We start from the raw sequence: 14830 nt of genomic DNA, 5'->3' as shown, positions 1-14830 counted from the left end.
CCTCATATAATGTAATATACCGAAGGGTTCGTGCCCAGGCTCTGCTTGCGGCGGATCGCGTAGTTCTCCCGCAGCACCTTCCGGATCTCAGAGTTCGGATCTTCGAGATCGCCGAATACCAGAGCACCCTCTGACACCTCAACACAGGCCGGCATTTTGCCCTCAGCCAACCGCTCCGCGCAGAAATTGCATTTTTCCACCACGCCTTTCATCCGCGTGGGAAAATCCGGATTTTCCTCTTTAATCGCCGGCCGCGGATCCCGGAAGTTAAAACTCCTGGACCCATAGGGGCAGGCGGCCATGCAGAACCGGCAGCCGATGCACCGATGAAAATCCATCATCACGATGCCGTCTTCACGCTGGAAAGTCGCCTGAGTTGGACATGCCTGCACACAGGGCGGGTTGTTGCACTGGTTGCAAAGGGAAAGGATCGGCAGCCCGTGCAGCCGCTCGGCCAGATATTGATCATGCTTCATGGGAAAGATGTGCTCAAAACCGTCTGTCCAGAGCCATTTGATGGTATGGCGGTCATTGTCAAGATCCGGGACGTTATGCGTCTTGTGGCAGGCAGCCACCATTTTATCACACAGACTCCGGGTCAGTTTGCGGGTATCCACCACCATGCCCCAGCGTTCGGCGGTCAGCGCCTTTTCCGTATTCTTATAGAGAGGCTCGGACGCGGTGTCCGCCGCAGTGACCGCTCCCGGCTTCAAACCCGTCAGGATTGATACCCCACCCAGCCCCAATGCTGAAATTCCTGCGAATTTTAAAAAGCTTCGTCTTGAATCATCCATCACTTCTTCTCCTCCGGATAGGTATGGCAGTCCCAGCAGTAAGGATCGACCGATGTATAGGTGTGACACTTGTCACAGAAGTCTTCCTTGTTGGAATGGCAATCCATACATGTGTTTGAAAGACTTGCCATATATTCCTTGCCGCTTTTGTTTACGTATACCCGTTTGTCCTCGCGGGTTACCGTATCCCGCCATTCATCAAGAATCTGCATATGTTCGGTGCGCATGTAGGTGGTATCTTCAACGCATTTTTCAGCCTTCTTGGCCTTATCGGTCAGCTTCGGCTCCGGCGGCTGTGTTGCAGACCCGTGATTGTACCAGAAGGGAAATGTAAACACGGCAACGAAGATAATCAGTCCGACGATGATTTTTCCCTTATCATTCATCCGATTCGTCCTCCTCTTCCTTCAGGGGTTCGAACCGCAGGTTCGTGGTTCGCTCGATTTCCCCGTCCATTACCAGGGCATTGGCCACCAGTTCATGGACACCCGTGGTTCCCACCTCAGGCACCCAGTATTCCATAAGCGGCGGAAAGGCCGCCCGGTCGATGGCGCAGATGCAGGCCAGCATATTGACCCCGTATTTCTCATACACATGCTTGACGGCATTGGCCCGGGGCAGCCCGCCTCTTAACCGCAGGTCCATCACTTCTTCGTTATTTAAGCCGGAACCGCTGCCGCAGCAGAAGGTCTGCTCCCGGATCGTGTTTTCCGGCATTTCATAGAAATTGTTGCATACGTTCTGGATGACATAACGGGGCTCATCCAGAAGCCCCATGGCCCGGGACGGGTTGCAGGAGTCGTGGAAGGTGACCTTGTAGCTGTCGTTTCTGCTTGGATCAAGCTTTAGCTTGTTGTGCCGGATCAGATCCGCCGTAAACTCGGTGATGTGCACCATTTTAGTGGAGGCCGCGTTGTTGAACACCGTGCCGGTGATCGGCGATTTCGGCACTTCCATAAAATCGGCCGGGCCGTTCATGGTATCCATATACTGGTTGATCACCCGCCACATATGGCCGCACTCCCCGCCCAGAATCCATTTAACGCCCAGGCGGCGGGCTTCGGCATACATTTTGGAGTTTAGCTTTTTCATGGTATCCGATGATGTAAACAGGCCGAAGTTGCCGCCTTCCGAGGCATAGGTGCTCAAAGTGTAATCCAGGCCCAGCGCCTCAAACAGCATCAGATATCCCATGAACGTATATGTTCCGGGATCGGCAAAGTAGTCGCCGGAGGGCGTGATAAACAGGATTTCGGCGCCTTTCCGGTTAAAACTCGGGTTTATCTTGATACCGGTGATCTCCTCGATATCATCGGTCAAGAAATCCACTATTTCCTTAAACGCCTGGGGTTGGATGCCCAGATGGTTTCCGGTGCGGAAGCAGTTGGCCACCGGCTCCATGATCCAGTTGATGTTAAGCCCCAGAAGATTTAAAAGCTCGCGGCCCATCATGGTCACTTCCGCCGTATCAATCCCATAGGGGCAGAAGACCGAGCAGCGCCGGCATTCCGAGCATTGATAGAAGTAGGAGAACCATTCCTTGATTGTATCCTTGGTGAGACTCCGGCCGCCCGCAATGGAGCCCAGGATCTTGCCGGCGGTGGTAAAATCCTTGCGATAGATGGAGCGCAAAAGCTCGGCCCGCACCACCGGCATATTCTTGGGGTCGCCGGTGCCGATAAAGTAATGGCATTTGTCCGCGCAGGCCCCGCACCGGACGCAGATATCCATAAAGACCTTCAGGGAGCGGTATTTCTCCAGCCGCTCCTTGAAACCCTCATGGATAATTTCCTGCCAGTTGTCCGGCAAGGGCCACTCTTCATCCTTCGGCGACCACTCCCCCGGCGCGCGAAACTCCATGACCTCTAAGTTCTTGCCTTTGGCCGGATAGGAAAACCGGCCCTCGGTAATGGGGGACTCAATCTTCTCCCACTCCTCCTCCGGGGGGGTATGATCTATGTTCTCAATCAACTCATCGGGTTTTGGGACTTCTGACATATCTACTCCTTTTCCACCGGGATGCCCGCTTCTTTGAGTTTATCCCTGAAATGTTCTTCATATTCTTCATAGGTATGGATTTTAACACTCGGATTCCACGGGTTGATGTGCCGCTTCATGCGATTGTTGTTGGCCAGGTTCCGGGTGGGGCTCAGGAAAACCCCGCCCATGTGCATGATTTTACTGAACGGGATATAGGCGACCAAGAGGCTTACAAAAAAGATATGCACGTAAAACAGGGCGCCCACCCCACCTTCCGGTATACCGGGATGAAAAGAGGCAAGCCCCAGGGTAAGCTCCTTGACCTTCACTACGTCCACCTTGGTAAAATGGCGCATCAGAATCCCGGTCAGGGCGATGCCGATGATCAGAAACAAGGGGAAGTAATCCGCCGGCCGGGAGAAATAATTCATTTTCGGCAGAAGTATCCGGCGGAGCAGGAGCAGGGTGGCCGCCCCCACCAGCACCACGCCGGAGAGGAAAAGCCCCGGCAGCCCGATCTGCAGCATGCCGTCAACAGCCTCCAGCGAAGAGACGAAAAAGGGCACCGGCTCCACAAAGAAGCGCAAATGGCGAATCACCACAACCAGAAAGGAATAGTGAAACATAATGGCAAACAGCCAGAGCCAGACCACCCATTTGTAGGCAACCGTTTTCCCTTTAATTTCCACCCGGGTATTTCTGAACAGGGAGCGGAACAGCAGGATCTCAAGCAGCATCCGGATAATGACGCCGGTGGTGGTACTTGGATTGTCGATTTTTGATTGTTTGATCCAGTCTTGGGACGTCTGCTGCCCGCAGGTGGTGGTAATCCTGAACGGCACCGGGGATTTGGCCCAGTCAAGCACCTTGTTGATAAACCCCAGAAAAAATACCAGAACCGCCAGGTAGGGGATTACAATACCAAAGAGGGCTTCCAGTCCGATGGCCGCTCCCGCATAAGCGATTAATCCCAGTACGATCACCGCCAGAAGCGAATACAAATAACTGACATTCATTGACATTACCTCGCTTTACAGTTTAACCTGTTTGTTAATGGTCCGGCTATGCAATAATATCTTCAAGGTTGTTTCCTTTTTCGGGAATCTCCTCGATATATCCCTTTTTGATCAACAGTTGGCGCACCCGGTCCCGTGACTGATTGGCGCGCATCAAAAAAACCTTCTGGCGGCACTCCATGTAGAGATCAAACGCAATGCGCAGCAACTGTTCGATATTGGCATCCAGCGCGTCCAGATAGGCTTTAACCGCTTTTTCATTCTCATATTTTGTCAGGCGTTTTCGAATCGATGGCTTAATGGAGAAGATAAACCCGATGGCATCCGACGGTTGGAACTCCTGCACAGATTGAATCCGGATAATTCCGTCAATAGCGTTTTTAACCGCTTCCTGATCCCATTCGGATTTGATTAATTCATCGAACAACTCATTTAAGGAACGCTCGATGGTGCTGCCCACCGGGTTGGCAAACGGATCGGCGGTTTTTTTGAAAAATTGGGTGGAGTCGTCCGGATAAGCGGCAATGACCGCATCAAACCATTGGTTGATAATTTTTTTCCGCTTTTGCGATAATAGGGTTTCCGGATTCATGCTCAGTTACCTGTTACTATTTGACATAATTAAACATTTCATGATCAGATGAAACGTTTGGGATAGGTTTACAAAAGGTTGAATATATATTCAATTTTCCCGGGTATGTCAAGATTATTTGTATATATTTAAAAAAGGTTGTATATTATGGGCCCAAACCAAAGTTACTGAGGCGAAACCCCTTTAAACAAACACATGGAAGATCATGAATCGCATAAAGATTAACACGCTGCTGGCTGCGGCATCCGCATGGGACGCCGTCTTAGTCAAAGGCTGGGTCCGGACACGGCGGGATGCCAAAGATTTTTCATTTATCGAGCTAAATGACGGCTCCTGCCGGGAAAACCTCCAGGTGATTGCGGATGCGAACATGGCGGGATACGAAGATGTAAAACGCCTCTCCACCGGCTCCGCTGTATCGGTGACAGGGAAAATGAAACCTTCGCCAGGCAGGGAACAGGCCTGGGAAATCCATGCGGCGCATATCGACATCCATAGCCTCGCACCGACGGATTTTCCGCTTCAGAAAAAACGCCATTCGGATGAATTTTTACGCACTATCGGGCATCTGCGGCCGCGCACCAATAAATACGGGGCGGCCTTCCGCATTCGCTCTGAACTCTCATTTGCCATCCATCAATTCTTTCACGAACGGGGCTTTATCTATATCCATACCCCCATTATTACCGGATCGGACTGTGAGGGGGCTGGTGAATTATTCCAGGTCACGGCCCTGGATCTGAATGATCCGCCAAAAACCGACGGCCGCATCGATTATACCCGGGATTTCTTTGAAAAACCCGCCAATCTCACGGTTTCCGGCCAACTGGAGGCCGAAATGATGGCCCTGGCCTTAGGCGATGTATATACCTTCGGCCCCACGTTCCGGGCGGAGAATTCCAACACCAGCCGGCACATGGCGGAATTCTGGATGGTGGAGCCTGAGATGGCCTTCTGCGATCTTACTGGAGATATGGATAATGCCGAGGCTTTTATCAAGTATGTCACCGAATATATCATACGCCACTGCCCCTCGGATCTTTCCCTGTTTGCCCGGTTTGTGGATAAGACCCTGATGGCGGCCCTCGAAAATATAAATGCCAACAAGTTTATCCGGCTTCCCTATACGGAAGCTGTCCAAATTTTATCCCATGCTAAAAACCGGTTTACCTATCCGGTCCACTTCGGAAGCGATCTTCAGACCGAGCATGAGCGGTTTCTGGCTGAAACCCATTTCAAACAGCCCGTGATCATCTATGATTATCCTAAAACGATCAAACCATTTTACATGCGGGTCAATGCGGACGGCGAAACCGTGGCGGCCATGGATGTGATCGTTCCCCGGATCGGGGAGATCATCGGCGGCAGTCAGCGGGAGGAACGTATGGATGTGCTTGAAGAGCGGATGACCGAAACCGGCATTAATCCGGCGGACTACTGGTGGTATCTGGATTCAAGACGCTACGGCAGCGTCTATCACAGCGGCTACGGGGTGGGGTTTGAGCGGTTGATGATGTTGTTGACCGGTATCAGCAATATCCGGGATGTGATCCCCTTCCCGCGAACTCCGGGAAATCTTGAATTTTAAATATCCAGGGTGTTGACCTCTAAGGCATTGCTCTGGATGAAGTTCCGGCGCGGCTCCACCTCATCGCCCATCAGGATGGTAAACGTATCATCGGTATCCACAATATTTTCCACCCGTACCTGAAGCAGGGTCCGGGTTTCCGGGGCCATTGTGGTCTCCCACAGCTGATCCGGGTTCATCTCTCCCAAGCCTTTGTAGCGCTGAATGCTTAAGCCCTTCTTGCCGTCCTCTAACATCTGATTGATCAGTGTTTCCTTGCTCTCCACCTGGATGGGCTTGGATTCCTTGTCGGTTTTGTGGATGGAAAAGGGCGGGCGGTCATATTTGAGGATTTTCTTATACAATACCAGCGCAGTCTGAAAATCCGTGGAATAAACCAGGCCGCGGCCGATTTTTACCGGAATCCGGTTTTTGGCGGTCTGGTCTTTGAACAGCTGATTTAGAATGTCCTGCTGGGTGGAAGTAACCATCATTTCATAAACATTTCGCTCCGGATTCCATTGGTAATCACTGGCCTCATAGCCGTTTTCCATCATTATTTCACGCAGCGCCGCCATTCGCTCTTCGCTCTGCAGAAATTCCTTGTCTTCCACCCCGCTTTTGATCATCAACTCCACCAGTTCGGAGTAAATCCCGTGTTTTTCCAGCCGGGTTAAAACCGTGAAATATTCGGCCAGATTGGAAATAAACATGTATAATTCCCGGCCGCTAAGATCCTCCGCCCCGTCGTCTAACGTAAGCCGCACATTGTCGCAGACCCGCTCCAGGAGGTAATCCATGTATTCATGTTCATCTTTGAGATAAATGGCATTTTTGCCCTTGCCCACCCGGAAAAGCGGCGGCTGCGCAATATAGAGATACCCCCGGTCAATGATCTCCGGCATCTGGCGATAGAAAAAGGTCAGCAGGAGAGTCCGGATGTGGGAGCCGTCCACATCCGCGTCCGTCATGATGATCACCTTGTGGTATTTGATTTTATCAATATCATATTCCTCACTGCCGATACCGGTGCCCAGGGCGGTGATCATATTCTTGATCTCCTCGCTGCGCAAAAGCTTGTCAAACCGGGCTTTTTCAACGTTTAAAATTTTTCCTTTGAGCGGCAGAATGGCCTGGGATTTACGATCCCGGCCGAGCTTGGCGGAGCCGCCGGCGGAGTCTCCCTCCACAATAAACAATTCCCGGAACTCGGGTTCGGAATACTGACAATCCGCCAGTTTTCCAGGCAGCGTGGTATCTGCCAGCGCCCCTTTGCTCCGGGCCAGATCCCTTGCCCGCTTGGCCGCATCCCTGGCCCGGGCCGCATCCACGGCCTTGGCCACGATTTTTTTGGCAATCGCCGGATTTTCTTCCAAAAAAACGCTTAGCTTTTCATTAAGCAGGGATTCGACAACCCCCTTGACCTCGGAGTTTCCCAATTTGGTTTTGGTCTGCCCCTCAAACTGGGGGGATTTGATCCGGATGCTGATGATCGCGGTCAGCCCCTCCCGCACGTCATCGCCGGAGATTTTGGATTTAACGTTTTTCAGAAGCTCCGCGCCCACCGCGTACTGGTTAAGTGTTCGGGTAAGCCCGGTCTTAAATCCGATTAAGTGGAACCCCCCTTCGGCGGTATTGATATTATTGGCAAAAGAAAAAATCTTTTCTTTATAGGTATCATTGTACTGAATGGCGATTTCAGCCTGGATGTCGTTTTTCTCACCTTCGATTAAAACCGGTTCATGAATGGGGGTGTGGCGGCGGTTTAAGTATTTGACGAACTGGGCAAGCCCGCCCTCATAACAGAACGCCTCTTTCTGATCCGAGCGCTCGTCTTCAATGGTGATATTTAAGCCCTTGTTTAAAAACGCCAGTTCCCGGAGTCTTCGGTTAAGGGTCTCATAGTTGAATTCATCGGTGGTGAGGATTTCCATATCCGGTTTAAAGCGGATCTTGGTGCCCCGTTTCTCGGTTTCCCCGATTACCTTGAGTTCAGAGCTCTTATGCCCCTTTTCATAGGACTGGTAATAAATCTTGCCGTTCAGATACACTTCCACCTCAAGAAAGGCGGACAAGGCATTGACCACCGAAACCCCTACGCCGTGGAGGCCGCCGGAGACCTTATAGGACTCGTGGTCGAATTTCCCGCCGGCATGCAGTTTGGTGAGCACCACCTCAAGGGCGGGCATGTTTTCGCTTTTATGCATGCCCACCGGAATGCCCCGGCCGTTGTCCTCAATGCTGACCGACTTATCGGTATGGATCCTCACTGTTATCAGATCGCAGTAGCCGGCCATGGCCTCGTCAATACTGTTGTCCACGATTTCGTAGATCAGGTGATGCAGCCCCTCCACATCGACATTGCCGATATACATGGCGGGCCGCATCCGGACAGCCTCCAGGCCCTTTAAAACGTTAATGCTTAATTCATCATAGGTATGTTTGGCTTCTTCAGTCATATTTTCATCGGCATGATTATGTTTAGATAGTTATCGGAATTTTCAGCCCGCACAATGCAGGGCCGTTCGCCGTCCACAACATTTAAGCGCACATTATCGCTTTCGATAAAATTTAAGGCTTCAATAAAATATCTGGGGTTAAAAGCGATCTCAAGGGGATCGCGGTCATAGTCAATGGTCATTTTCTCTTTGGACTCACCGACATTGGGGTTAACCGCCCGGATCTGGAGTTCGTGGTTGTTATAGCTAAAAATAACCGCCTTGTACTCCTCTGAGGTGACAATGGTCATGCGTTTTAGCATCATCAAGAGTGGCTCGCGGGGAAACAGGATATCATAGTCGGTCTGAATATTTAAAAGATCCTTATAGGCCGGAAATTCCCCGTCCAGTAGATTGATAATGATGGTTTCATTGGCTTTCCGGACGATGAAATGGTTGGACTGGATCCCCACCTCCACCGTACCGTCCTGGCTTAAAAACTTATTTACCTCAGCCAGGCCCTTTTTGGGAATGATCACGGATTCATCCGATGTAAAACCGGCGGATTCATCACAGATATAGTCTGTTTTGGCCAGCCGTTTGATATCGGTGGAGACCATGCGAACACAGTTTTCGGGATTTTCGGCAATTTTTTCAAAGCTCACCCCGATCATGTGCGCCCGTTTCTCATCCCCGGCAACGCCGATGGCAATGGATTTTTCAATCATCGCCTTAAGGGCGCCGGCCTCCATTTCAAAAAACTCAACCCCCTCTGCTTTTGGAATATCCGGAAAGTCCTCCGGGTTCATGGCGACCAGGTGATACTCCACCGTATCGGAGGTAATAGCAATCCATCGGTTTTCCAGTTCTTCAATGTGAATCTGATCCGCCGGAAACATTTTGACGATATCATAGAGCTTTCGGGCATTAATCGCCATTACGCCCTCAGATTCCACAGTTGCGGGATATGTTCCCTCAAATCCGGTCTCCAGGTCCGTGGCCGCAATGATAACCTCTTCGTCTGCCGTTTGAATCAATACATTTTCCGTAATCGCCAGACTCGTTTTCCGGCCGGTTACGCCCTGGACTTTAGTTAATACATCCAGCAGGCCGGATTTGGGTAAGATCATTTTCATACAATAATCCTGATAATAATTAATCTTTGTTAAATTTATTATTATTATATATGGTTGTTGAAATATTTAAAAACGGTATAATAGACTATAAATATTTTTAATTTTATTGTGCCGGCTTGTTCATAAAATTGATGAAATCGATTCAATAACTGAACCGGTTTTAAAGAACCGGGGTAAGAGCTGTTCAAAACTATTAAGTTGTCGACAAAATATCAACACAAATTTATTTAAAACCAAACAAGGAAATCCGTGGTCGCCCGGCGATGATTGATTTTTTAAAAAAAATATATTTCAGATACTTATGGTGGTTCTGGCAGGTGGTGTTAATTATTTTAGCCGTATTTTTCATGATTTTGGGCATTCAGGTATTGATATTTGCCTACCGCTTAAATGATCCGTTTGATTTCATCCTCTCCTTTTTTGCCTCCAATCTGATGATTTTAATCAGCCTGGTCCTGCTCGTGGGGTTTATTTACCGCATGTTTGGCGTATACCGGTTGATTTCGCAAAAGCGCCGTCATTCGGATAATTGCCAAGAATAATTTAAAACTATATCTTGAATAGCCCCCTGCCGTCAATGTTCGATAATTTACAATATAAAGCTTAGCGCCGGATAACTCCGGCTTGATAAAAACCGGCGGGTTTGCTAAAAACCGGCTTTTCATGGCATCGTTCAGGAGTTAACAGGTTTTATGCGAAGGTTTTTTAAATGGATCGGCATCCTGCTGATCATCGGGATAATGATGGCTGCGGCCGGAATAGGGGGATTATATGTCTATTTTGCGGCGGATCTGCCCAAAATTGTCAATTTGAATGACTATCAGCCGCCGGTCATCACCACGGTTTATTCCCAAAACAATAAAAAAATCGCTGAATTTTATAATCAGCGCCGCATTGTTATTGCATTGGAAGAGATGCCTGAGGATTTGCTCAATGCGTTTGTCGCAGCTGAGGATGCCAGATTTTACGAACACGAGGGCATTGATCTCCACAGTATCATCCGGGCGTTTTTTAAAAATCTCGAGGCCGGCCGGATTGTTCAGGGCGGCAGCACCATCACCCAGCAGGTCGCCAAATCTTTCTTTTTAACCCCCGAGCGAAGTTATTCGCGAAAAATCAAGGAGGCCATTCTGGCCTACCGCATTGATAAGCGTTTTTCCAAAAAACAGATCCTTTTTTTATACCTCAATCAGATATATCTAGGCCATGGCGCCTATGGCATTGAGGCGGCCGCGCAAAACTATTTCGGCAAATCCGCGGATAATCTATATCTTGCAGAATGCGCCATGCTCGCCGGTCTCCCCCAGGCGCCCAGCCGGTATTCCCCTTACCGGCACCCGGAGCTTGCCAAGCAGCGCCAGATCTATGTGCTAAACCGGATGGTGCAGGAGGGCATGGTATCCCGGACCGCTGCGGATCAGGCCATTGATAGGGAACATGACATCAAGGGCCGGAAAAACTGGTATATGGAGAATGTGCCCTATTATACCGAGCACATCCGCCAGACCCTGGTTGAAAAATACGGCAAGAAAAAAGTCTATACCGATGGGTTGAAAGTCTATACAGCGGTGGATGAGAAAATGCAGGAGATGGCCAGAGATTCGGTACAAAAAGCCTTGTATGCCCTGGACAAGCGCCAGGGGTTTCGCGGGCCGATCAAGGAGTTATCCCCTGAAGCCTTTGAATCCTTTTCCAAAGATCTTCAGGCTGAAATAGCGGAGAATCCCCTGAAACCGGGAGATCGCGTAAAAGGGGTGGTTATCGAGGTCGACGATGCGGCAGACACCGTAACCGTGCGCATGGGTAATGAACGGGGGGTTATCGCCCTGGCGGATATGCGATGGGCCAGACCGCCGGATACGGACACATTATATACCCAGGACCGGGTTAAAAATCCGGGCAGTGTATTATCGGTGGGTGATGTGATCCAGGTGCGGATTAAAGAGAAACCATCGGAAAACGGGCTTTGGCAGCTTGCCCTGTCCCAGACGCCCAAGGTTCAGGCGGCCCTTATGTGTATTGAAACTGGGACTGGTCATGTCAAAACCATGATCGGCGGCCGGGATTTTTCAGACAGCCAGTTTAACCGGGCGATTCAATCCCGCCGGCAGCCCGGCTCCGCATTTAAGCCGATTATCTATGCCGCCGCCCTTGATAAGGGGTATACCCCGGCCACGGTTATTTTTGACTCGCCCATCGTATTCAAGGATACCCGGCATGATTTTACCTGGAAGCCGAAAAATTATGACCAGACCTTTCACGGCCGCACCCTTTTCCGCACCGGCTTGATCAAATCCCGGAACATCATTACAGTTAAGATTTTACGGGATATCGGAATCGACTATACCATCGAGTACGCCCGGAAACTGGGGATAAAGAGTCATCTCAGCCGGGATCTGTCCCTGGCGCTGGGCTCATCCGGCATCTCCCTGCTGGAGATAGGGCGGGCCTATTCCGTGTTTGCCAACCAGGGGTCGATGATTGAACCGCAATTTATCACCCGTATCGAGGACCGCCAGGGCAATGTGATTTATGAACCGGATCAAGCGCCCGAACAGGTCATCGAAAAAAGCACCGCCTACATTATTACGCATTTGTTGAAGGAGGTCGTCGAACACGGGACGGGTTGGCGGGTCAGGGCGCTGGAGCGGCCGGTGGCCGGTAAAACCGGCACCACCAATAACCTCTATGATGCCTGGTTTGTGGGGTATACCCCCAGATACGTGACCGCTGTATGGGTGGGGTTTGATGAGGAAGCCCCCCTTGGCAGAAAAGAGACCGGCTCCCGGGCGGCCAGCCCGATATGGCTTGATTTTATGAAACAGGCCCTGGCGGATAAACCGGAGAAGATTTTTCCGGTTCCGGACAGCGTGGTATTTAGCAAGATTGATCTGAAGACCGGGCTTTTGCCCATCCCTGAGTCCAGGCATACCGCCTATGAATGTTTCAAAGAGGGCACGGCGCCCAAACAGAAGACCCAGGCCCCGGATGCCGTTGATTCGGAGGAATTTTATAAAAAAGGCCTGAACTAAAAGGGGGACAAAGCAAATCTGGGGGTATTTTTAATTAACTTCAGGAAGTTTAGGGTTAAGGAATTTAAATATGGATGCAACGAATAAAGATACACAGCCGGTCCAGTCGGAGCGCCGCACGGTCCTGTCCGAATACGATGCCAAGGCGTTTCTTGCCGGCTACGGGGTGCCGGTGGTTTCGGAGAAAAAAGCCGCAGATATTCCGGAAGCGGTGGCCGCCGCCAGAGAAATCGGTTTTCCGGTGGTGCTTAAGGGGCTCGGCCCAGAACTGCTGCATAAAACAGAAAATCAACTGGTCCACTTGAATCTGGAAAGCGAGGCGTCCGTAGAAGCCGCGGCCAAAGCGGTTTATAAATCTGCGGGCGACCGCCTGGCGGCCTACCTCATTCAGCCCCAAATCTCAGGCAAACGGGAATTTGTGGCCGGGCTCTTTAATGACGCCCAATACGGTCCGGTGGTGATGTTCGGTTTAGGGGGGATTTTTACCGAAGTGCTCTCTGATGTGACCTTTCGGCTGGCGCCCATATCCCAGGCGGATGCGGCTGAAATGATCACCGAACTGCGCGCCTCGTCTATGCTGGGCGCGGTCCGGGGGGAAGCGCCGGTCAACCGGGACCGGTTGATTCAAACCCTGACGGGATTGTCCCGGCTTGCCGAAGAAAATCCCGATATCCGGGAAGTTGATATAAACCCGCTGCTGATTGACCCGGACGGAAGTCCAGTGGCCGTGGATGCCCTGGTGATTAAGGGCGGCGGGCAAAGCGCAAAACAATTTCCGCCGCCGGTCGATCCCCGACACGTGGGCGGATTGTTTTATCCCCGGTCCGTGGCCTTTGTGGGGGCTTCAAGCCAGATCGGCAAGTGGGGATACAACCTTTTAACCAACACCATCAGCGGCGGATTCGAAGGCGATATTTATCTGGTCAACCCCAAGGGCGGCACCATCGCCGGCCGGCCGGTTTACCCGTCCATCGAAGATATCCCCGGCCCGGTGGATGTGGGAGTGGTGACCATTCCCGCGGCCAAGGTTAAGGGTTTGATTCCGCAGTTTAAGGAAAAGGGAATCCGCAATATGCTTCTTATTGCCTCGGGCTTTTCTGAAACCGGTGCGGAGGGGGCGCAACAGGAGCAGGAACTGGTGGATGCGGCCCGGGCCGCCGGAATTCATATTATCGGGCCAAATACCATGGGCATATCCAATCCGCATATCAATTTTTATTGCACCGGCAGCCATGTGCGGCCCAAACCCGGGGCGACCAGTGTTGTGGCCCAGTCCGGCAACATGGGCCAGCAGCTCTTAGCCTTTGCCGAACTCCAGGGAATCGGCATCCGTGGTTTTTGCGGTTCCGGCAACGAGGCCATGATCACCATAGAGGATTATCTTGACGCATTTGAGGTGGATGAACTGACTGAAACCGTGATGCTCTATATCGAAAGCGTGAAAAACGGCCGCCGGTTTTTTGAAAGCGCCCGCCGGGTGGGCCGGAAAAAACCCATCGTGCTGCTCAAGGGCGGCCAGACAAAGGCCGGGATCAAGGCAGCCGCCAGCCATACCGGCGCGCTGGCCTCAAACAACCGGGTGTTTAATGCGGTCTGCCGGCAGGCCGGGATCGTGAAGGTGGAAAAACCCATGGATCTTTTGGATTTGTCAGCCGCGTTCTCATCCCTGCCCCTGCCCGCCGGCAGCCGGGTGGCGATTATGACCCTGGGCGGCGGCTGGGGTGTGGTGGCCGCAGACCTGTGCGAGGCCTACGGCCTGACGGTACCGGAGCTCGATCCGAATATTATCGAGGCCGTCAATCAGATCCTGCCCCCGTACTGGAGCCGGTCAAACCCCATTGATCTGGTGGGGGAGAATGATCCAAGTATTCCGATAACTGTTCTTGAGGCATTAATGAAATGGGACGGCTGTGATGCGGTGATCAACTTAGGCATCATGGGCAGACGGCATATGGTCTCCCGGCTGGCCGATTCGGTGCGCCAGGCCGATCCCGCATGCCCGGCGGATTTTCTTGAAAAAATCAATCGGTCCCATGCTGAATTTGAGGATCAATACATTGCGCACATCGTGTCCTTAATGGAGCAGCATCCGAAACCGGTGCTCGGGGTGAGCATGGTAAAGGATGAAACCGACCGGACGGTCTATACCCTTGAAGACCGCAAATACAAAGGGCTTTTCTTTCCCGCGCCGGAGCAGGCGGTGAAATCCCTGGCCAAAATGTACGAATACCAGCGGTTTTGTCAGCGCGAGGACCGCCGGTGCCAATAAGGTGTT

At 51.5% G+C, this 14830-nt stretch carries 11 protein-coding genes; 4 read left to right on the top strand and 7 right to left on the bottom strand.

Annotation, left to right across the window (positions count from 1 at the left end):
• Positions 1-2: 2 nt before the first annotated feature.
• From U5L07_16480 to U5L07_16460, 5 genes are read right to left on the bottom strand one after another with little or no spacing between them, the layout of a single operon-like run.
• Positions 3-794 carry a 4Fe-4S dicluster domain-containing protein gene (locus tag U5L07_16480; protein ID MDZ7833345.1) on the bottom strand — a complete coding sequence of 264 codons (792 nt, stop codon included), beginning with the start codon at positions 792-794 and terminating at the stop codon, positions 3-5.
• Positions 794-1180 carry a sulfate reduction electron transfer complex DsrMKJOP subunit DsrJ gene (gene dsrJ, locus U5L07_16475; GenBank protein ID MDZ7833344.1) on the bottom strand — a complete coding sequence of 129 codons (387 nt, stop codon included), beginning with the start codon at positions 1178-1180 and terminating at the stop codon, positions 794-796. The genes U5L07_16480 and dsrJ overlap by 1 nt, the downstream gene beginning before the upstream one ends.
• Positions 1173-2792 (bottom strand): (Fe-S)-binding protein, encoded by a 1620-nt coding sequence (locus U5L07_16470; GenBank protein MDZ7833343.1) that lies wholly within the window; start codon positions 2790-2792, stop codon positions 1173-1175. The genes dsrJ and U5L07_16470 overlap by 8 nt, the downstream gene beginning before the upstream one ends.
• A 2-nt stretch (positions 2793-2794) precedes the next feature.
• On the bottom strand, positions 2795-3796 hold the full coding sequence (gene dsrM / locus U5L07_16465; protein MDZ7833342.1) for a sulfate reduction electron transfer complex DsrMKJOP subunit DsrM: 1002 nt from the start codon (positions 3794-3796) through the stop codon (positions 2795-2797).
• A gap of 40 nt (positions 3797-3836) precedes the next feature.
• Entirely contained in the window at positions 3837-4382 is a 546-nt protein-coding gene (locus U5L07_16460; GenBank protein ID MDZ7833341.1) for an RsbRD N-terminal domain-containing protein, read from the bottom strand.
• 205 nt (positions 4383-4587) lie between these two features.
• Between U5L07_16460 and asnS the strand changes: the two genes are divergently transcribed.
• Positions 4588-5970 (top strand): asparagine--tRNA ligase, encoded by a 1383-nt coding sequence (gene asnS / locus U5L07_16455; GenBank protein MDZ7833340.1) that lies wholly within the window; start codon positions 4588-4590, stop codon positions 5968-5970.
• On the opposite strand, the gene gyrB is transcribed toward asnS, so the two are convergent.
• Both gyrB and dnaN read right to left on the bottom strand, forming a co-directional pair.
• Positions 5967-8408: a DNA topoisomerase (ATP-hydrolyzing) subunit B gene (gene gyrB, locus U5L07_16450; protein ID MDZ7833339.1), complete on the bottom strand. Its 2442-nt coding sequence runs from the start codon at positions 8406-8408 to the stop codon at positions 5967-5969. The genes asnS and gyrB overlap by 4 nt on opposite strands.
• Positions 8405-9523: a DNA polymerase III subunit beta gene (gene dnaN / locus U5L07_16445; protein MDZ7833338.1), complete on the bottom strand. Its 1119-nt coding sequence runs from the start codon at positions 9521-9523 to the stop codon at positions 8405-8407. The genes gyrB and dnaN overlap by 4 nt, the downstream gene beginning before the upstream one ends.
• A 263-nt stretch (positions 9524-9786) precedes the next feature.
• Here dnaN and U5L07_16440 point away from each other — a divergent pair, with 263 nt between their 5' ends.
• The 3 genes from U5L07_16440 to U5L07_16430 all read left to right on the top strand — a co-directional run bounded on the left by U5L07_16440 (position 9787) and on the right by U5L07_16430 (position 14824).
• The gene (locus U5L07_16440; GenBank protein MDZ7833337.1) at positions 9787-10065 is read left to right on the top strand and encodes a hypothetical protein; all 279 of its coding nucleotides are present in this window, start codon (positions 9787-9789) and stop codon (positions 10063-10065) included.
• 150 nt (positions 10066-10215) lie between these two features.
• Positions 10216-12555 (top strand): PBP1A family penicillin-binding protein, encoded by a 2340-nt coding sequence (locus tag U5L07_16435; protein ID MDZ7833336.1) that lies wholly within the window; start codon positions 10216-10218, stop codon positions 12553-12555.
• 70 nt (positions 12556-12625) lie between these two features.
• Positions 12626-14824: an acetate--CoA ligase family protein gene (locus U5L07_16430; protein MDZ7833335.1), complete on the top strand. Its 2199-nt coding sequence runs from the start codon at positions 12626-12628 to the stop codon at positions 14822-14824.
• The last annotated feature ends 6 nt before the right edge of the window (positions 14825-14830 follow it).

The sequence above is a fragment of the Desulfobacterales bacterium genome (assembly GCA_034520365.1).
Lineage (GTDB): Bacteria > Desulfobacterota > Desulfobacteria > Desulfobacterales > Desulfosalsimonadaceae > M55B175.
This window is presented reverse-complemented; position numbering and strand designations above follow the sequence as displayed.

What these genes read in the sequence shown, in the direction of transcription:
- U5L07_16480 (MDZ7833345.1), bottom strand. Translation starts at nt 794, where the DNA reads ATGGATGATTCAAGACGAAGCTTTTTAAAATTCGCAGGAATTTCAGCA.
- dsrJ (MDZ7833344.1), bottom strand. Translation starts at nt 1,180, where the DNA reads ATGAATGATAAGGGAAAAATCATCGTCGGACTGATTATCTTCGTTGCC.
- U5L07_16470 (MDZ7833343.1), bottom strand. Translation starts at nt 2,792, where the DNA reads ATGTCAGAAGTCCCAAAACCCGATGAGTTGATTGAGAACATAGATCAT.
- dsrM (MDZ7833342.1), bottom strand. Translation starts at nt 3,796, where the DNA reads ATGTCAATGAATGTCAGTTATTTGTATTCGCTTCTGGCGGTGATCGTA.
- U5L07_16460 (MDZ7833341.1), bottom strand. Translation starts at nt 4,382, where the DNA reads ATGAATCCGGAAACCCTATTATCGCAAAAGCGGAAAAAAATTATCAAC.
- asnS (MDZ7833340.1), top strand. Translation starts at nt 4,588, where the DNA reads ATGAATCGCATAAAGATTAACACGCTGCTGGCTGCGGCATCCGCATGG.
- gyrB (MDZ7833339.1), bottom strand. Translation starts at nt 8,408, where the DNA reads ATGACTGAAGAAGCCAAACATACCTATGATGAATTAAGCATTAACGTT.
- dnaN (MDZ7833338.1), bottom strand. Translation starts at nt 9,523, where the DNA reads ATGAAAATGATCTTACCCAAATCCGGCCTGCTGGATGTATTAACTAAA.
- U5L07_16440 (MDZ7833337.1), top strand. Translation starts at nt 9,787, where the DNA reads ATGATTGATTTTTTAAAAAAAATATATTTCAGATACTTATGGTGGTTC.
- U5L07_16435 (MDZ7833336.1), top strand. Translation starts at nt 10,216, where the DNA reads ATGCGAAGGTTTTTTAAATGGATCGGCATCCTGCTGATCATCGGGATA.
- U5L07_16430 (MDZ7833335.1), top strand. Translation starts at nt 12,626, where the DNA reads ATGGATGCAACGAATAAAGATACACAGCCGGTCCAGTCGGAGCGCCGC.